This window comes from Thioclava sp. ISO4 (assembly GCF_058105145.1).
In genome coordinates this window covers 1,056,036-1,074,105 of the sequence record NZ_CM176571.1, presented here as the reverse complement: position 1 = coordinate 1,074,105, position 18,070 = coordinate 1,056,036, and the positions used below count along the sequence as shown (strand labels likewise).

General features: G+C 64.9%; 18 protein-coding genes. 5 read left to right on the top strand and 13 right to left on the bottom strand.

Features of this window, described 5'->3' with window-relative positions; all coding sequences use genetic code 11:
* Positions 1 to 4 precede the first annotated feature (4 nt).
* The 5 genes from AC2TZ7_RS05455 to AC2TZ7_RS05435 all read left to right on the top strand — a co-directional run bounded on the left by AC2TZ7_RS05455 (position 5) and on the right by AC2TZ7_RS05435 (position 4,444).
* Positions 5 to 1,012 carry a type II secretion system F family protein gene (locus AC2TZ7_RS05455; RefSeq protein ID WP_098409897.1) on the top strand — a complete coding sequence of 336 codons (1,008 nt, stop codon included), beginning with the start codon at positions 5 to 7 and terminating at the stop codon, positions 1,010 to 1,012.
* Positions 1,013 to 1,016: 4 nt separating this feature from the next.
* On the top strand, positions 1,017 to 1,586 hold the full coding sequence (locus tag AC2TZ7_RS05450) for a tetratricopeptide repeat protein (protein WP_489866163.1): 570 nt from the start codon (positions 1,017 to 1,019) through the stop codon (positions 1,584 to 1,586).
* Between the two features lie 27 nt (positions 1,587 to 1,613).
* Positions 1,614 to 2,486, top strand: coding sequence for a tetratricopeptide repeat protein (locus AC2TZ7_RS05445; RefSeq protein ID WP_098409895.1), 873 nt, complete (start codon positions 1,614 to 1,616; stop codon positions 2,484 to 2,486).
* A gap of 4 nt (positions 2,487 to 2,490) precedes the next feature.
* Positions 2,491 to 2,991 carry a prepilin peptidase gene (locus AC2TZ7_RS05440; RefSeq protein WP_134330293.1) on the top strand — a complete coding sequence of 167 codons (501 nt, stop codon included), beginning with the start codon at positions 2,491 to 2,493 and terminating at the stop codon, positions 2,989 to 2,991.
* A 142-nt stretch (positions 2,992 to 3,133) separates the two neighbouring features.
* Entirely contained in the window at positions 3,134 to 4,444 is a 1,311-nt protein-coding gene (locus tag AC2TZ7_RS05435) for a DUF8689 domain-containing protein (RefSeq protein WP_489866162.1), read from the top strand.
* Positions 4,445 to 4,449: 5 nt separating this feature from the next.
* On the opposite strand, the gene AC2TZ7_RS05430 is transcribed toward AC2TZ7_RS05435, so the two are convergent.
* The 13 genes from AC2TZ7_RS05430 to AC2TZ7_RS05370 all read right to left on the bottom strand — a co-directional run bounded on the left by AC2TZ7_RS05430 (position 4,450) and on the right by AC2TZ7_RS05370 (position 18,066).
* A complete protein-coding gene (locus AC2TZ7_RS05430; RefSeq protein ID WP_489866161.1) occupies positions 4,450 to 5,307 on the bottom strand; it encodes a LytTR family DNA-binding domain-containing protein in 858 nt (285 codons plus the stop codon).
* Positions 5,308 to 5,414: 107 nt separating this feature from the next.
* Entirely contained in the window at positions 5,415 to 6,317 is a 903-nt protein-coding gene (gene folD / locus AC2TZ7_RS05425) for a bifunctional methylenetetrahydrofolate dehydrogenase/methenyltetrahydrofolate cyclohydrolase FolD (protein WP_078545214.1), read from the bottom strand.
* Between the two features lie 12 nt (positions 6,318 to 6,329).
* Entirely contained in the window at positions 6,330 to 7,208 is an 879-nt protein-coding gene (locus AC2TZ7_RS05420) for a bifunctional 5,10-methylenetetrahydrofolate dehydrogenase/5,10-methenyltetrahydrofolate cyclohydrolase (protein WP_489866160.1), read from the bottom strand.
* The gene (locus tag AC2TZ7_RS05415) at positions 7,189 to 7,509 is read right to left on the bottom strand and encodes a chorismate mutase (protein ID WP_078521910.1); all 321 of its coding nucleotides are present in this window, start codon (positions 7,507 to 7,509) and stop codon (positions 7,189 to 7,191) included. Before AC2TZ7_RS05415 ends, AC2TZ7_RS05420 begins: the two co-directional genes overlap by 20 nt.
* A gap of 67 nt (positions 7,510 to 7,576) precedes the next feature.
* Complete coding sequence (locus tag AC2TZ7_RS05410; RefSeq protein WP_134330289.1) at positions 7,577 to 9,244, bottom strand: formate--tetrahydrofolate ligase; 1,668 nt, start codon at positions 9,242 to 9,244, stop codon at positions 7,577 to 7,579.
* Positions 9,245 to 9,325: 81 nt separating this feature from the next.
* Positions 9,326 to 9,916 (bottom strand): MOSC domain-containing protein, encoded by a 591-nt coding sequence (locus tag AC2TZ7_RS05405; RefSeq protein WP_489866159.1) that lies wholly within the window; start codon positions 9,914 to 9,916, stop codon positions 9,326 to 9,328.
* Positions 9,916 to 10,725 (bottom strand): methyltransferase domain-containing protein, encoded by an 810-nt coding sequence (locus tag AC2TZ7_RS05400; protein WP_489866158.1) that lies wholly within the window; start codon positions 10,723 to 10,725, stop codon positions 9,916 to 9,918. Before AC2TZ7_RS05400 ends, AC2TZ7_RS05405 begins: the two co-directional genes overlap by 1 nt.
* An 18-nt stretch (positions 10,726 to 10,743) precedes the next feature.
* The gene (ftsH, locus tag AC2TZ7_RS05395; protein WP_098409889.1) at positions 10,744 to 12,657 is read right to left on the bottom strand and encodes an ATP-dependent zinc metalloprotease FtsH; all 1,914 of its coding nucleotides are present in this window, start codon (positions 12,655 to 12,657) and stop codon (positions 10,744 to 10,746) included.
* Positions 12,658 to 12,739: 82 nt separating this feature from the next.
* Positions 12,740 to 13,963 carry a tRNA lysidine(34) synthetase TilS gene (gene tilS / locus AC2TZ7_RS05390; protein WP_489866157.1) on the bottom strand — a complete coding sequence of 408 codons (1,224 nt, stop codon included), beginning with the start codon at positions 13,961 to 13,963 and terminating at the stop codon, positions 12,740 to 12,742.
* Positions 13,964 to 13,973: 10 nt separating this feature from the next.
* Positions 13,974 to 14,807 carry a tol-pal system protein YbgF gene (gene ybgF / locus AC2TZ7_RS05385; protein ID WP_332836460.1) on the bottom strand — a complete coding sequence of 278 codons (834 nt, stop codon included), beginning with the start codon at positions 14,805 to 14,807 and terminating at the stop codon, positions 13,974 to 13,976.
* A 5-nt stretch (positions 14,808 to 14,812) separates the two neighbouring features.
* The gene (gene pal, locus AC2TZ7_RS05380; protein WP_083077738.1) at positions 14,813 to 15,340 is read right to left on the bottom strand and encodes a peptidoglycan-associated lipoprotein Pal; all 528 of its coding nucleotides are present in this window, start codon (positions 15,338 to 15,340) and stop codon (positions 14,813 to 14,815) included.
* A gap of 71 nt (positions 15,341 to 15,411) precedes the next feature.
* Positions 15,412 to 16,734, bottom strand: a complete 1,323-nt coding sequence (gene tolB, locus AC2TZ7_RS05375) for a Tol-Pal system beta propeller repeat protein TolB (protein ID WP_098409886.1) — start codon at positions 16,732 to 16,734, stop codon at positions 15,412 to 15,414.
* A 102-nt stretch (positions 16,735 to 16,836) separates the two neighbouring features.
* Positions 16,837 to 18,066: a cell envelope biogenesis protein TolA gene (locus AC2TZ7_RS05370; protein ID WP_489866156.1), complete on the bottom strand. Its 1,230-nt coding sequence runs from the start codon at positions 18,064 to 18,066 to the stop codon at positions 16,837 to 16,839.
* Positions 18,067 to 18,070 lie beyond the last annotated feature (4 nt).

Here is an 18,070-nt window from a genome sequence, read left to right as displayed (position 1 = left end):
CCCAATGGATTTCGCAGCCATCAACCAGATGCTGACCGATGCGCTCGGGCCAATGGGCCCGATGATCGCTCTGGCGGCGCTTGGCGGGCTTCTGGTGCTCGCCGCGGTCCCAGCGCTCCTGAAGAAGCGCGAGGACCCGTTCGACAAGATCCGCGGAAAAGCCCCGCGCCCGCCGCGCCAGAACACCGGCGGGAACACGGACAAAACCAACCAGAAGCTGCGCGACACCCAGAGCGACAAGCTGCAGAAATATTCAGCCTTCCTCGAGCCGCAAAACGCCGAGGAACTCTCAGAATCGCGCAAATGGCTGCAATCGGCGGGCTATCGCGGCCCGAATGCCGTGCGCACCTTCCACGCGATCCAGTTCGCGGCGGGCATCGGCCTGCTCGCGCTCGGCTCGCTCTATGTCGTGCTCTACAATGCCTCCGCTCCCGAAGGGCAAGCGATGGGGATGCTGGGCACGGTGATGTGGGTGCTCGGCCCCGGCGGCGTCGGCTATTACGGCCCGAAATACTGGGTGAACAAGCGCGTGAATGCGCGCACCGACGAGATGCAGAACGGTTTCCCCGACTCCCTCGACATGCTTCTGGTCTGCGTCGAGGCAGGCCAATCGCTCGATCAGGGGATCATCCGGGTCTCGAAAGAGCTGAACAAATCCTACCCGGCGCTGTCGGAGGAATTCGCGATGGTCGCGCATGAGATCAAGGCCGGTCTCGACAAATCGACCGTGCTGCGCAATTTCGGCGAACGCTCGGGCGTGCCGGATATCGCGAGCTTCGTGACCGTGATGATCCAGTCGCAGCAATTCGGCACCTCGATCGCCGAAGCCCTGCGCCTCTATGCCGCCGATATGCGCGACAAGCGGATCATGCGCGCCGAGGAAGCCGCCAACAAGATCCCGACCAAGATGACGCTGGGCACGATGATGTTCACCGTGCCGCCCCTTCTGATCATTCTTGTTGGCCCATCGATCTATGATATGCTTGAGACCTTCAAGAATATAGGCATTTGACGGCATGATCCCAAAGCGCCGCGGCCTGATACTGGCCGCGCTGACACTAAGCACACTGGCCGCCTGCAACCCGGGCGGCCTTTCGGCTGAGAAACGGGGCGCATTCGCCCCCGGCACCAAACCCGGTGCGCAGGCGGTCGACGGGCTTCTCGTCGGCCACCGGTTGATGGAAGCGGGCGAATACGAGCTTGCTCTGAAAGCCTATTACCGCGCGGCGGGCCAGCATGGCGCGACGGCGGAAATCCTCTCGGGTATCGGTTCGGCCGACCTGAAACTGGGACGTCTGAACCAGGCCGAACAGATGCTGCGCCGCGCGACCGAGGCCGACCAGACCTTCGTGCCGGCATGGAACAACCTTGGCGTCGTTCTGATGGAGCGCGGCAAATACGCCGAAGCCGCGCGCGTCTTCAAGCTCGCCTTCGCGCTGGACAGTGGCCAATCGGACGCGATCAAGCAAAACCTCAAGCGGGCGCTCGCAAAAATAAAAGAGCCGGGTTACGCTGCGCCACAGGACAAGCAGTTCACGCTCGTCAGGAAAGGGGTCGGTGACTACCTGCTGCTGACGAAGCACTGAGGCTCGAGCAAAAAGGACGCAGGTAACATGCGCCACCCGATCTTTCTGGCAGCCTTGGCTGGCTGCGCGATGACTCTCTCCGGCTGTATGGGCAATAACAGCGACGCCGAAGTCGCCCGCGCGATGAAAAGCGTGAATGCCGTTGATGAGACCAACCTTACCGACATCATGCTGACGGTCGCCGATCCGAACGAGGCCGTGACCTATTTCACCCGGCTGTCCAACGACCATCCCGACCGGATCGACGCCAAGCGTGGGCTCGCGAAATCGCTCGTGCGCGCGCAAAAGCCCGTGCAGGCCGTGAAGGTCTGGCAAGAGGTTCTCACGATGCCGGGCGCGACCAATGACGACCGCGTGTCGATGGCCGAGGCGCAGATCCGCTCCAATGACTGGTCCGGGGCGAAGGCCACGCTGGACACCGTGCCGCCGACCCATGAGACCTATGATCGCTACCGGCTCGAAGCGATGGTGGCCGATAGCGAGAAAAAGTGGAAGAAGGCCGACAGCTTCTATGAGACCGCGGCGGGCCTGACCACGAAGCCCGCGGGCATCTACAACAACTGGGGCTTCTCCAAGCTCAGCCGTGGCGATGCCGCAGGCGCCGAGAAGCTGTTCAAGGAAGCGCTCACCTACGATCCGACCCGGTTCACCACGAAGAACAACCTCGTGCTCGCGCGGGCCAGCCAGGGCAAATACGACCTGCCCGTGATCGACATGACCCAGATGGAACGCGCGCAGCTTCTGTATACGGCGGGTCTGGCGGCAGTGAAGCGCGGCGACGTCAATATCGGCAAGACGCTGTTGCAAGACGCGATCGACACCAATCCGCAGTATTTCGCGGAGGCCGACCGGGCGCTGAAGGCGCTCGATCAGGGATCGTCGAGCGCGCTGAAAGGCTAAGAGGATGCTCGGTCTCGCCCCGCCGCTTTCGGCACTGATCTTTCTGGTGCTGATCACCCCGGTTTGCGCTTGGGTGGTCTTCACCGACCTCAAATACATGAAGATCCGCAACAAGGCGGTGCTGGCGCTTCTGGTGATCTTCGCCTTCGCGGGGCCGTTCCTCTTGCCGATCGATGTCTATGCCTGGCGGTGGAGCCATGCGCTGGTCGTCTTTCTTGTCGGCTACATCCTGAACCAGATCGCGCATTTCGGTGCGGGCGACGCGAAATTCGCAGCCGCCGCCGCGCCGTTCTTCTCGCATGAGCTGTTCGACGTGCAGCTGACGATGTTCCTGCTATGCGCCTTCCTGCTCGCGGCCTTCGCCGCGCACCGGATCTTTCGCGCAATCCCCGCCGTGGTGAACGCCACGCCCGACTGGGTGAGCTGGAAGCGCAAGGACTTCCCGATGGGACTGGCGCTGGTCGGCACGCTCTGGGCGTATCTGCTGCTCGTGGCGTTGGGCTGATTGTTTAGCCTCCCGATCGGGTATCGCGGCGATTACCCGGTTTTTCCAACATTTGGCCACAATCACCGGCAAGATTGGCCCGGACCGATCTTAGCCCCCGCGCAGGACCAAAGCGGGGTGCATAGCCGAGAGGACGCGCCAGATGAACATGATGACCTCGAATGTCATCGCCCCGGCCCCGCCGCGCGCGCTGGAGGAAACCGGGCTGAACGTCGTGATGATGCGGGACATCCTGCTCAAGACGATGTTCCGTACCAATACGGACACGGCCTCTGCGCTGTCCAAGCTCGTCTGCCTGCCGATCACGATGGTGCAGGACCTGATCGACATGTGCCGCAAGCAGGGCCTGTTGGAGGCGATGGGCACGCTGCACGCCAATTCCGGCGGCGAGATGGGCTTCCAGCTGTCGGACACCGGCAAGGCGCGCGCGCTCGATGCGCTGGCGCAGTCGGAATATTACGGCGCGATGCCGGTGCCGCTGACCGTCTATCGCGAGCAGGTGAAGCGCCAGTCGATCCGCAACATCCAGCTGACCCGCCAGCAGCTTCTGGGCGCGATGGGCCACCTGATCCTGCCGCCCGACCTGATCGGCCAGCTTGGCCCGGCGGTCTCCTCGGGGCGCTCGATTCTGATGTATGGCCCGCCCGGCAACGGGAAATCCTCGATCTCGAACGGCATCCGCGACGCGATCGGCGACAACATCTTCATCCCCCGCGCCATCGAATATGCGGGCCAGATCATCACCGTCTACGACCCGATCGTACACACCCCCGTCCCCGTCGAGGAAGACGACCCGACCTCGCTGCGCAAGCGCGGGATGCAGTTCGATCAGCGCTACGTCTATTGCGAGCGTCCGACCGTGATCACCGGTGGTGAACTTTCGCTCGACATGCTCGACCTGAAATACAACGCAACCGCGCGCACCTATACCGCGCCGCTGCAGTTCAAATCGGCGGGCGGCGTGTTCATCGTGGACGACCTTGGCCGTCAGGCCGAACCGCCGCAGAAGCTGGTGAACCGCTGGATCGTGCCGCTGGAAGAGAACCGCGATATCCTCTCGCTGCAATCGGGCGAGAAATTCGAGGTGCCCTTCGACACGCTCGTGATTTTCTCGACCAACTTCCACCCGAACGAGATCTTCGATAAGGCGGCGCTGCGTCGTATCTTCTTCAAGATCAAGATCGACGGGCCGAACCAATCCGACTATCTCAAGATCTTCCAGATGATGGCGAAGAAGCGCAACGTGCCGCTCGACGAGAAAGCGCTGCTGCATCTCCTCAAGGTCAAATACCCGACGATCGACAATATCTACGCGAATTATCAGCCGATCTTCCTGATCGACCAGATGATCTCGATCTGCGAGTTCGAGGGTATCCCCTATCAGATGACGCCGGAGCTGGTGGATCGCGCCTGGGACAACATGTTCGTCAGAGACGAGGTGATCGTCCACTAAGGGCGTTACTGGGCGGCCATCCGATCGGATCCCGGGGAATTACGGAAGTCCGCCGCCTCGACCTGCGGCTGGTAGGTGCGCGAGACGGGCACCTCTACGCCATCAGCCATCTGCAGGAAGACCCGCCCCTTTTCCTTGCGCAACCCGCGCACCGCGTCACGCGCCACCCAATGCGAGCGATGGACCTGCAGGCCCGGCGTGCCCTCGGTCTCCGCAATCGCATCGGCAAGCCGGATCAGCAGGCTCGTCTCCCCCGCCTCGGTCACCACGTCGACATAGTGGTCGTTCACCGCGAGGCGGATCAGCGGCGCGCGCAGGTCAGGCTCTAGCCGATAAAGCAAACGCGGCGCGCGCGAAGAGAGCGTCCCCTCACCGGCAGCCTCGACGTCCCGGTGGGCCTCTTTCGGCGCGGCAGCCACCGGGGCCTCCTGCGCCCGCCTCGGACGCCCCTGCTGAGGCGTCATCCAGTGCCGCAGGGTCGAGCTTGCCATCGACAGGCCGAGGATATTGGCCGCCATGTGGACTATCTCGAAGCCCCCGAAATTCGGATCCGTCGCGAGCAGCAGAACGAGCAGGTAAAGCGGTGCCGTCATCACCAGCGCCGAAAGACCGGCAAGGGTCGGCGCCTCGTAGCGGAACCGGCGGAAACCCAGCTTGCGCCGCACAAAAATGCGGATCGCCGCGCCGATCAGGATGCCGACCGCGACACTGAGCGGCCAGAAAATCACCCGCGCACCGAACGACATGGATTCGAGAGTATTGAACGGTCCGGCCACGATGCCGAATAGCGATGCCACGACCCAGATCACCGGCAGAGCCGGGACCTTCAACGCCCGCCAATATGTCTTCCAGAATCCTGCCATCGCCGCCACGCCCCAATTGACGCTTAGGTAACGCAAGCGTTACAGGTCCGACAACGGAAAAGGCGGTTTTTCCCCGCCCAACCTGCGGAATTCCTTACCTACTTTCGTCAGGCAGTCAGACCTTCAGGTTCGGGCAGGTTATTCGCGCGGCAGCAGGCGGTGACCGTGTTGGCCAGAAGGCAGGCGATGGTCATCGGACCGACGCCGCCCGGCACCGGGGTGATCGCGCCCGCGACCTCCTTGGCGCTGTCGAAATCGACGTCGCCCACCAGCCGGGTCTTGCCCTCGCCTTTCTCGGGCGCGTCGATCCGGTTGATACCGACATCGATCACGGTCGCGCCGGGCTTCACCCAGTCGCCCGGGATCATGCGCGGGCGGCCCACGGCGGCCACGAGGATATCGGCGCCCCGGCAGACATCGGCGAGATCCTTGGTGCGGCTATGCGCGATGGTGACGGTGCAGCTGTCGCGCAGCAGCAATTGTGCCATCGGCTTGCCGACGATGTTGGAGCGCCCCACCACGACGGCGTTCAGCCCCGAGAGGCTGCCCAGCTGGTCGCGCAGCATCATCAGGCAGCCCAGCGGCGTGCAGGGCACCATCGATTTCTGCCCGGTGCCCAGAAGGCCCACATTGAGGATATGGAAGCCGTCGACATCCTTCGCGGGAGTGATCGAGTTGATCACCTTCTCCTCGTCGATGTGATCGGGCAACGGCAGCTGCACGAGGATGCCATGCACCGCCGGATCGGCGTTGAGCTTCTCGACCAGCGCCAGCAGATCGGCCTCGGAGGTCTCCACGGGCAGCTTGTGCTCGTAGGAGTTCATCCCGGCTTCGAGCGTCTGCTTGCCCTTGTTGCGCACATAGACCTGGCTGGCCGGGTCTTCGCCCACCAGCACCACCGCGAGGCCCGGCGTGATACCGTGTTCCTCTTGCAGCCGGGTGACATGCTCGGCCACTTTCTCGCGCACGCTCGCTGCGAAGGCCTTCCCGTCGATGATCGTCGCCGTCATTTCATTCCTCCGTCACTCCGCCGCCGCGAAGGTCGTGCGGTAATGGTCCATCTGCATGCGGGTCGCGCGGACCGCGTTGTTCATCAGCGTCGAGACCGTGACCGGCCCCACCCCGCCCGGCACGGGCGTGATCCAGCCCGCCACCTCGGCGCAGCTGTCGAAATCGGCGTCGCCCACGGTGCGCCCCTCGACCCGGTTGATGCCGATATCGATCAGCGCCGCACCGGGTTTGAGCATCTCTCCATGCACCAGCCCCGGCTTGCCCACCGCGACGAACACGGCATCGGCCGCGCGCGAATGCACCGAGACCTGCCGCGTCATGTGGTGGCACACGGTGACTGTGGCGCCGAGCCCCATCATCAGGAAGGCGATCGGCTTGCCCACGATCTCCGAGTGGCCGATCACGCAGACATTGAGCCCTTCGGTCTGGAGCGGCAGGGATTTCAAGATCTCCACCGCTGCGACGGCGGTGCAGGGGCCCAGCTCCAGCTCGTTATAAACAATGTTGCCGATCGAGGCGGGGTGCATCCCCTCCACGTCCTTGAGCGGATGCACCGCCTTCTGCAGGACCTTGACCGGGATATGGGCGGGCAGCGGGCGCTGGATGATGATGCCGTTGACGCGCGGATCGGCGTTCAGACCGGCCAGCACGCCCTGAAGCTGTTCGAGGCTGATCGTCTCGGGGTAGTTGCGCACCTCGAAGGCCACACCTGCTTTCTCGGCGTATTTCTTCTGATTGCGGACATAGAGTTCGGCCGCCGCGACATCGCCGACAGAGACCGAGACGAGGCACGGCGCCCAGCCTGCCTCCGACAGCCTCTGAGCTTCGGCATAGGTCTCGTCCAGCTTGACCTGCGCAAGCGCCTTTCCGTCAATGATCGTGGCGCTCATCGGGGTCTCCCTTGCCCAGAACCTGTTCTTCCTGCGCGATGAAATGCTCGATCATCTCGCGCCACAGACGGTCGGCGAGATCGGGATCGAGCCCGGCAGGACCGGCGGCGGCGCGCACTTTTGCCACCACGTCCTCGACCCGGTCGGGGATGCGCGCGGGCCAGCCATTTCCCTGTTTGAGTTCCGCCGCACGGGCGATCAGCCGGGTGCGCGCACCGAGCATCTCGACCAGCTCCCGGTCGAGCGCATCAATGGCGACGCGCAGCTCTTCCATCGTGTGCAGGTCTGACGGAGATTTCATCGACAAGGCTCCCGGAACACTCGCGCCCCCTATCGCAGCTTGGCCCAACAAGCTCAAGACCGCGCGCCTAGAACAAACCCGTGATGCGGCCTTCGGCATCGAGGCCGATCGTCTCCGCAGCCGGGTGCCGGGGAAGGCCCGGCATGGTCATGATCTCACCGCAGATCACCACGACGAACCCCGCCCCCGCCGAGAGCCGCACCTCGCGGATCGGCAGCGTATGGCCCGAGGGCGCCCCGCGCAGCGTCGGGTCGGCGCTGAAGGAATACTGCGTCTTGGCCACGCAGATCGGCAGGTTTCCATAGCCCGCCGCCTCCCAGTCACGCAGCTGGTTGAGGATCTTCTGATCGGCATAGACGTCGCTCGCGTGGTAGATGCGCGTGGCGATGGTCTCGATCTTCTCAAACAGCGGCATGTCATCGGGATAGAGCGGCGCGAATTGCGACGGGCTCTCGGTCAGCGCGACGATCTTCTCCGCCAGCGCCTCGGTCCCCGCGCCGCCTTCGGCCCAATGGGTGCACAGAACCGCCTCCACGCCCTGCGCTTCGGCCGCGTCGCGCACCGCTGCGATCTCGTCCTCGGTGTCGGCAGTGAAGCGGTTGATCGCGACCACGACCGGCACGCCGAATTTCTTCATATTCGCGATGTGACGCGCGAGATTGGCGCAGCCCGCCTCGACGGCGGCCACGTTCTCCGCGCCGAGATCCGCTTTCGCGACACCCCCATTCATCTTCAACGCCCGCACCGTCGCCACGACCACCGCAGCATTCGGGCTCAGCCCGGCCTTGCGGCATTTGATGTCGAAGAATTTCTCCGCCCCCAGATCGGCCCCGAAGCCCGCTTCGGTCACGACGTAATCGGCCAGCTTCAGCGCGCTTTGCGTCGCAATCACCGAGTTGCAGCCATGCGCGATATTGGCGAAGGGGCCGCCATGCACGAAGGCGGGCGTGCCCTCCAGCGTCTGCACGAGATTGGGCTGCAGCGCCTCTTTCAGCAGCACGACCATCGCGCCATCAGCCCCGATCTCGGCGCAGGTCACGGGCGAGCGGTCGCGCCGATAGGCAACGACGATCCGACCCAGCCGTTCCTGCAGATCCGTCAGATCGCGGCTGAGGCAGAGGCAGGCCATGACCTCGGAGGCCACGGTGATGTCGAAGCCGGTCTGGCGCGGGAAGCCGTTCGAGACACCGCCAAGGCTGACGACGATGTCGCGCAGCGCCCGGTCGTTCATGTCGAGCACACGCCGCCACGTGATCCGGCGCGCGTCGATCTCGAGCGCGTTGCCCCAATGGATGTGGTTGTCGATCATCGCCGAGAGCAGGTTATGCGCGGCCCCCACGGCGTGGAAATCGCCGGTGAAATGGAGGTTCATCGACTCCATCGGCACGACCTGCGCGTAGCCGCCCCCGGCGGCCCCGCCTTTCATCCCGAAATTGGGCCCCAGCGAGGCTTCGCGCAGGCAGATCGCGGCGCGCTTGCCGATCCGGGACAGCCCGTCGCCCAGACCCACGGTCGTCGTCGTCTTGCCCTCGCCCGCAGGGGTCGGCGAGATCGCGGTGACGAGGATCAGCTTGCCGGTCTCGCGCTCGTCCAGCCCCGCGATGAACTCCGCCTCCAGCTTCGCCTTGTCGCGGCCATAGGGGATCAGCGCGTCTTCGGGAATATCCAGCTTCGCCGCGATTTCCGGCATCGGGCGCAGCGTCGCGGCACGGGCAATCTCTAGATCACTGGTCATCGGGTCCTCCTGCTGAGGGAGGGTAGCCATTCGACGGCGCAGTAGAAGGGAAAGAAGCGACCGTTGCGGGATTAAATCGCCTCAGCGGACCTCGTCCATCAGCTCCCAGGCGCGCTGATCGGGGATATGCAGCCGCAGGGTTTCGTCCACGACCAGACGGCCGGGACGTTCGACCCATGCGGTGACGCCGCGCCGACCTTGGGCTGCGGGTTTGTAGCGTTTGCCCTTCTCGGGATGGTGCTCTTCGATCACCCGTCCCGGCAAGACACAGGGACGGTTCTCCATATCCACCACGAAGGTCAGCCCGGTCTCGTTCTGCAGCCGCGCCGAGGGCGGGATATGGGTCAGGTCCGGCAAGCCGCGCAGCACGATCGTCGCGCCGACCCAGGAAGGGTCGATTTCCGGAACGCCCATCGCGAAGGCGGTCTCGGCCAGTTCCTCCGCCGACAGGATCGTCAGCTGGCGGACATTGGCGATCTCGGTGCCCTTGGGATGCTGATCGGTCACCCGCGAGCAGGAAGGGCGCGTGCGCCCGCCATGCAGCTCTCCCACGGGACCGTCGAAGGTGAAGTCGATCTCTTCGACCGGGGTCGAGGTCAGTTGTCCCTCGGTGGTCACCAGCCCGAGCCAGACGACCTCCCCTTGATATTGCGTGGGTTTCAGCGCGGCCATCAGCCCCTCTTTGACAAGACGACAAACAGACGACGGAACGGGAAAAAGACGCTGCCGTCGTCCCGCAAAGGATAAACCGTCTCGAGCGCGGTTTCATAGCGTTCGATGAGAACCTGCGCTTCAGTGTCGCCTAGGAGCCGCAGGAAAGGACGCATCGCCGTGCTTTCCGTGAAGCGACGCACCGGATGCGCGCCCGGCGTGGGTTCCAATTCCTGCAGATATTCGGTGTGCCAGATGTCGACCTCGCCCAAGGGGCTGAGCATCTTCGCGTAATCGACCGCCGGGGCCACCGGCGGCACCCAGCCCGCGAAGTTGAACCGGTCGGGGAACATCTCCTGCGACAGCTCGCGCAGGATGCGATGCGACGGCGCGCCATGCTGGGCGGGCATCTGCACCGCCAGAACGCCGCCCTCGCGCAGTTCTCCGGCCAGACGCGGGAAGAGCGTGGCGTGGTCGGGCAGCCAATGCAGCGCGGCGTTCGAGAAGATCATCGCGGGCGGCTTGTTGGGCACCCATTCGGAAATGTCGACCAGATCGCAATGGTGATAGGCGCCGGTCGCCGCGGCGCGCTTCAGCATCGCCTCGGAATTGTCGACGCCCACTATCTTGCGCTTGGGGTAGTGGTGGTTCAGCGCCTCGGACACCGCGCCATTGCCGCAGCCCAGATCGATGATCTTGCCGCGTTCGGGCAGTTGCGGCACCCGCGCCAGAAGGTCGAGTGCCGGGCGCAGCCTCAGATTGCGGAACCGCGCATAAGCGTCTGGGTCCCAATCGGCTGCGCCCGGCACTGAAGCGTCACGCGTGACCATTCTCGCGAACCTTCGCGGTCAGGCCGAAGGCTCGGGGGTGGTTTCCGCCCCGCCGTCGCCCTGATCCTTTTTCTTGGACGTTTTGGGCAGCGCGGTCACCGACGGCAGGCTTCCCGAGGAGCTGTCGTCATCGTCACCGCCCAGCGGCTCTCCGGAGAGGACCTTCTTGATCTCGTCGCCGGTGAGGGTCTCGTATTCCAGAAGGCCCTGGGCCAGACGTTCCCAATCCTCGATCCGGTCGGTGAGGATGCGGCGCGCCTCTTGGTAGCCCTCTTCGATCAGGCCGCGCACCTCTTCCTCGATCAACTCTTTCGTCTTGGTCGAGACCGAGAAGCCGGCGGTGTTGCCCTGATAGCCCTCATGCGCCTCGGCATAGTCGATATTGCCGACCTTCTCGGACATGCCCCAGCGCATCACCATCGCGCGGGCAATCGCCGACGCCTGCTGAATGTCGCCGGCCGGGCCGTTCGAGACATGCTCTTCGCCCCATTTCAGGATCTCGGCCGCCTTGCCCGCCATGGTCATGGCGATCTTCTGCTTGGCCTCGTCCTTGTGGTAGTTGAGCTTGTCCATCTCGGGCAGCGAGACGACCATACCCAGCGCCTGACCGCGCGGAATGATCGTGGCCTTGTAGACCGGATCGCATTTCGGCAGCGACAGGCCGACGATGGCGTGACCGGCCTCGTGATAGGCGGTCATTTCCTTCTGCTCGGGGGTGAGGACCATCGAGCGGCGCTCGACGCCCAGCATCACCTTGTCCTTCGCGTTCTCGAAATCTTCCATCGAGACGAAACGGCGCCCGACGCGGGCCGCCATCAGCGCGGCCTCGTTGACGAGGTTCATCAGGTCGGCCCCCGAGAAGCCCGGCGTGCCGCGCGCGATGGTGCGCAGGTCGACATCCGGCCCCACCGGCACTTTGCGCGAGTGAACCGTCAGGATCTTCTCGCGGCCCTTGATGTCGGGGTTCGGGACGTGGATCTGACGGTCGAAGCGGCCCGGACGCAGCAGCGCGGGGTCGAGCACGTCTTTACGGTTCGTCGCCGCGATGATGATGATGCCTTCGTTGGCCTCGAAGCCGTCCATCTCGACCAGAAGCTGGTTGAGGGTCTGTTCGCGCTCGTCATTGCCGCCGCCGATGCCGACACCACGGGCACGGCCCACCGCGTCGATCTCGTCGATGAAGACGATACAGGGCGCGTTCTTCTTGGCCTGCTCGAACATGTCGCGGACACGGGATGCACCGACACCCACGAACATCTCGACGAAGTCGGAGCCCGAGATGGTGAAGAAGGGCACGCCCGCCTCGCCCGCAATGGCGCGGGCCAGAAGCGTCTTACCGGTACCCGGAGGGCCCACCAGCAGCGCGCCTTTCGGGATCTTGCCGCCGAGGCGCGAGAATTTCTGCGGGTTGCGCAGGAATTCCACGATCTCTTCGAGTTCTTCCTTGGCTTCGTCGATGCCCGCCACGTCGTCGAACGTCACGCGGCCATGTTTCTCGGTCAGCAGCTTCGCCTTGGACTTGCCGAAGCCCATCGCGCCGCCTTTGCCGCCGCCCTGCATCCGGTTCATGAAGAAGATCCAGATGCCGATCAGCACGAGGAAGGGAAGCCAGACGCCCAGCAGCGACATGAAGCCCGATTGCTGCTGTTTGACGACGGTCACCGCGATGCCCTTGTCGATCAGCTTCTCTGCGATCTGATCTTCCATCGGCTTGATGGTGGTGAAGCTTGTGCCGTCGGCGAGCTGGTAGCGCACCTCTTCGCCATCGAGTCGGGCGTTCTTCACCTCGCCTTTATCGACGGCGTCCATGAACTCCGAGTAGGTCGCTTGGGACGAGTTCATCGAAGATTGCCCATCACCGAAAAGGTTGAACAGGGCTAAAATCAGCAGGAACAGCACCGCCCAAAAGGCCAGATTGCGCGCATTACCCAAGGAATATCCTCCAATCGTATCGGGCGACTGACCTGCGGTCGCCGCCTCTTCCTCAGTGAAAATAGGCATTACGCGCCGGGGTTCAACGTCGAATTAGCCAAGTGGCGAATGCGTCGCGGGAAATCCACGCCTGCCAGCCCGCGCCAAAGCCCGCGATCGGCGCCGCGACAAGCGCCTCGCCGCGCCAAATGGCGGGGCTTGCGGCAAGCGAGGCACGCGGAAGGCCGGTGTCGCGCCACTCGGGGCATTGGCGCAATCCCGCCTCCCCCAGCGCCGCGACTTCCGCGACGTCCACTGCGGGCCCGGTGATCTCCCAGCGGTCCCAAAGCACGGCGCCAGCTTCGACAGCCACGCGCAGGTCGGCCACGGCCTGCGCCTCGCGGGTGATGCGGATCGCGTCTTTGCCGGAGGTGATCCGGCAGCCATGCAGGGTGCGGTCGCCGGGCAGCGCGATCTCCGACAGCAGGCTCTGCACCTTCGCGGCGCGCGGCGCGTAATCCGCCCCGGAGACCCAGCGCAGCGCAGCCACGATCAGGCGACGTTGCAATTCCGGGTCCATCGCGGCGAAGCCCGTGGCGTCGATCAGCAGATCGCCCGACGGCTCGGAGACGTGGCGTGCGACCTCCGCAATCAGCAACCGGTGCAACGCCGCATTCGCCGCCGAGAGGTTCTCCGTCACCCCGGCGATCGCCTGCGCATCGACACCCAAAGGCGCGAGCGCCCCGAGCGCCTGACGCGCCTTGACCCGGTCGAAGCGGTCATTCGCGTTGGAAGGGTCGTCGATCCACGTGATGCCTTCCGCGCGCAGATGGTCGCGCAACGACTCGCGGGTCTGGCCAAGAAACGGGCGGTGCCATGTCACGCCTTCGGCCTCGAACCGCGGACGCATGCCCGAGAGCCCCTCCAGCCCTGCCTCGCGGGCGAGCCGCATCAGGAAGGTCTCGGCCTGATCGTTGGCGGTATGCCCCAGCGCGACATCGGCAATCCCGTTTTCGCGTGCCCAAGCGCCGATCAGCCGCAACCGCGCCCGGCGCGCGGCATCCATCAGGTTGCCCTCGGCAGAGGCTCCGTCCCAGCGCAGGACGGTATGCGCAATATCGCGATCCGCGCAGAACCGCCCGACAAAGGCAGCTTCCTCGGCGGCCTCGGGGCGCAGCCCGTGATCCACCGTCACCGCAGCGACCTCGAAATGCGCAGCCAGCAGCACCAGCGTCGCCATCGAATCCGACCCCCCGGAAACGGCAACCCCGACGCGCCGGGGCGCATCGGGGTCAAAACCGTGTCTTGCGATGTCGTCCAGCGTCACCGGACCGCGCTCACTGGCATCCCAGCGATTGCTGCGCGCTCTGCGCCTCGCCCGCCGCCGACGAACCCGGGAAGCGTGCGCTCACCTGACCCAGCGTGGTGCAGGCCTCGCTCTGCTGGCCAAGCTGCCCCAGCGCCTTGCCGAGCGACAGCAGGTTGTCCGCCGCCCGCGACCCTTTCGGATCGGCGGAGAACCCGTCGAGCCATGCGCGTGCAGCACCCGCCTCGTCGCCCTGCTTTTGCAGCGCGAGACCGCGATAATACATCGCGTCGCTGGTCAGCGGGGAGCCGGGATAGGTCTGCCGGAAAGTGGTGAGAAGATCGGCCGCCGAGGCGTAATCGCCATCCTCATAAGCTTTCTTGCCCGCTTCGAAATCCGATTTCTCGTTGATCGCGAGATCGGGGCCGGGCGTGGAATCCGGCGCAGGGCCGGTGACCGAGGGCGCATTGGTCGGCGCGTCGCCTCCCAGCGGCTTGGCCATGCCCAGCTTCGAAATGTCGCAGTTCTCTTCCATCTCGCAGACCCGGAAATTCAGATCGCCGATCCGCTTCGTGCCATCGGCGACGACGCGGTTGATCTTGTTTTCCAGCTCTTCGACGCGGTCGGTCATATGCGACAGCGACAGCTCCATCGAGTCCATGCGCTGCAGAGCGGAATCGCCGCCCGCTTTCTGCAGCCCAGCCTGGCCAGAGGCCTGCAGCTCCTGACGCAGGCTCCCGATCTCGGTCTGAAGCTGTCCCAGTTCGGTCTTGATATCCGCCAGCGTCTGGGCGCGGTTCGCGTCCTGAGCCAGCGCGGGCGCGGCTGCCAGAACAGCCGCGCCGAGAAGCAAAGCTCTCAGCATCGCGATCAGCTCCCGACCGCCGATTGCGAGATCACCGTCACGGCGCGACGGTTCTTCTTGTAGCACTCTTCGGTGGAGCAGATCGCCAGCGGGCGTTCCTTGCCGTAGGAGACCGTGCGCAGACGGTTGCCGGCCACGCCCTGGCTGATCAGGTATTCCTGCACGGCCGAGGCACGGCGTGCGCCGAGCGCGAGGTTGTATTCGCGGGTGCCCTGCTCGTCGGCATGGCCTTCGATGATCGCAGTGTAGCTCGGGTGGCTCACCAGCCAGCTTGCCTGCTGGGACAGGATGCCGCGCGCGGTGTCGGTCAGGGTCGACTGGTCAACCTGGAAATGCACCATGTCGCCGATGGTCTGGCTGAAATAGGCCGGCGAGTTCGGATCGTTGATCCCGCCCTGGGTGATGCCGCCCGCACCGCCCGGGCCTAGCGCGCCGCCGGGGCCGGTCGCACCGGAGCCGTATTGATCGGGGTTCGAACAGGCCGCGAGGCCCAGCATCGAGATGGCCAGAACGGCCTTCACTGCAAAATTCATGGTTTCCGCCTTTGTTGATCTGCCCTTTTCGGGCGAGCCTACCAGTTTCTCTAACGCTTGTTAATCCGCTCTCATGGCAGAAGCGGCGACCAGGCCGGGTCCGATGCGGCGCCCGGCGTGGAGACTTTCTTCAGGTTGCGCCCGGAGATATCGACCGAATAGAGCGAGGCCGACCCTTGGGCGCCGGGGCTCTCCCGGGTGAACATGATCACGCGGCCGTTGGGCGACCAGGTCGGGCCCTCGTCGAGGAAGGACGAGGTCAGCAGACGCTCTTCCGAGCCATCGGTGCGCATCACGCCGATATGGAAACGGCCCTGGTTCTGCTTCGTGAAGGCGATCATGTCGCCGCGCGGCGACCACACGGGGGTCGAATAACGCCCGTCGCCAAAGCTGATCCGCGTCGCGTCACCGCCGCCCGCCGGCATGATATAGAGCTGCTGCGTGCCCGAGCGGTCGGATTCGAACACGATCCGCGAGCCGTCGGGCGAGAAGCTGGGCGAGGTTTCGATCGCAGGCGAGGTCGTCAGGCGCTGGGTCTGGCCCGAGCTGATATTCATCATCCACAGATCGGTATTGCCGTTCTGCTCCATCGAATAGACGATCTTCGTGCCATCGGGCGAGAAGCGCGGCGCGAAGGTCATCGTGCCGGGCACTTCCGGCAGAAGCCGCGCCGAGGCGGTGGCCACGTCGAGCATCTTGATGCGCGGGAAACCGGTCTCGAAAGTGGTGTAAAGGACCTTGGTGCCGTCACGCGAGAAGCGCGGCGCAAGCACGATGGTCGAGGCATCGGTGAGATAAGTCACGTTCGCGCCGTCGTAATCCATCACGGCCAGACGCTTCTGGCGGTTGTCCTTCGGCCCGCTTTCCGAGACGAAGACCACGCGGCTGTCGAAATAGGGCCCCTCACCCGTGATGCGCGAATAGATCACGTCCGAGACCTTGTGCGCCAGACGCCGCCAGCTTGCCGGCGAGGCCGCAAGCTGCTGCCCGTCGCCCATCTGCTGACCGGAGAACACGTCGAAGAGGCGGAACTTCACGACCACCTTGCCGCCCTGCATCCCGACCGAGCCCACGACCAGCGCCTGCGCGTTGATCGCCTGCCAGTCGGAATATTTCACCGGCGTATCGAAGCTCGACACGTTCTGGATATAGGCGGATTTCGGGATTTCGCGGAACAGACCCGTGCCCGTCAGATCGCTCGAGATCACCTGCGTGATCTGGCTCGCCATATCGGCGGCCTGAGGGCTCTCGGGGATGAAGCCCGCGATCGCGAACGGCATCGGCTCGATCACGCCATCGGTGATCTCGATATGCAGCGGTTCGGAATCCTGCGCGGTTGCGGCGATGGGTGCCAGCATCACAGCCGCCAGCAAACTGAGAACGAAACGCATCATGTCACACACTCCCTTTCCGGGTCTTGCCCGGTTTGTAACGCGCTGCGGCACGATCGTGCATCACAACCCCATGACACCGCGCGGAAATTCGCCGATACACCATCATTTCATCCTCATTTTTTCGGGATTGAAGTCGATGGTGATCGTTTTCCAGCGGTCGTATTTCTCCGGCGGCAGCGGGAACCCGTCCGAGCCGCACAGAACGATGGCGCGCCGCCCGGCTTCGAAGGCCTGATCGACCGCGTTGCCGGTGCCGCCGGTCGCCCCGACCAGCTTGATCGAGGAGATGATCGGGTGGCCGTCGGGCTGCATGTCGACCGACAGCGTCACTGTGGTGCGCAGCGCATCCGAGCTGAGCGCGCCGGTATTCCAGCATTGCTTGATGTCGACGATCAGCGCGTCTTTCTCGCCCGCGGTGATCGGCGGGCCCGTCGGCGCGGAGCCGGTGCCGCCCGTGCCCTCGCCACCCAAGGCTGCCGCCAGAGCATCGTTCACCGAAGCGCTGTCGACTTTCTTGGGCTCGCTCGGCGCGGGCTTGGTCTCTGCCGGTTTCGGCTCGGCGGGCTTCTTCTCTGCGGGCGCTGCGGCCGTCTGCGTTTCTTTCGGCGCAGGCGGCTTGGGCTTGGCGCTCGGACGCGGCGAAGCCAGCGGCGCAGAGCTTTCCGGCTTGTCTTCGGTCTTGTTCGCTTCGGTCACGATCTCCGTCGAGGCTTCCGGCGGCGCGGTCGCCTCCTTCGGCTTCTCGACTGGCTGATCGGGCGTATCGGCGGGTTTGGGCGCCTCTTGCGGCTGGGCCTGCGGATCGACCTTCGCTTCGGGCGGCGGCTCGGGCGCAGGGGTCGGCGCAACCCGCGGCGCCTGTTTCGGCTTCGGCGCGGGAGAGATGTCGGGCGTAACCATCGGCGAGGGCTCCTCGACCGGCGGCACGATTTCGGGCGGCGTGTCGCTCACCTCGGCGGGCGGCGTCGGCTCTTGCAGCGCCGAGACGTCGGGCTGCGCATCAGGGGCCGGATCGGGCTGCTGCATCGCCTGCGGCTCGGGTTCGGGCTTGGCCTGCGGCTCGAGCGCGGGCGTCTCGGGCGGCGGCGCCGTCTCGTTCGGCGTATCGGGCGCCGTGGGCGCGACCGGGTCCGGCGTCGGCTGCGGCGCGTCCTTCGGGGCCGAGGCCATCATCGTGTTGAAGTCCTGCTCGGACATCACCGCGACCTGGCTGATCACCACCGGCTTGTTCGGCTTCGGGAAGAACCACTGCCCCCCGGCAATGACCCAGAAGAGCACGCCCACATGCAGCGCGCCCGACAGGCCGTAACCGATCTTGTCCGCACGGTTCATGCGA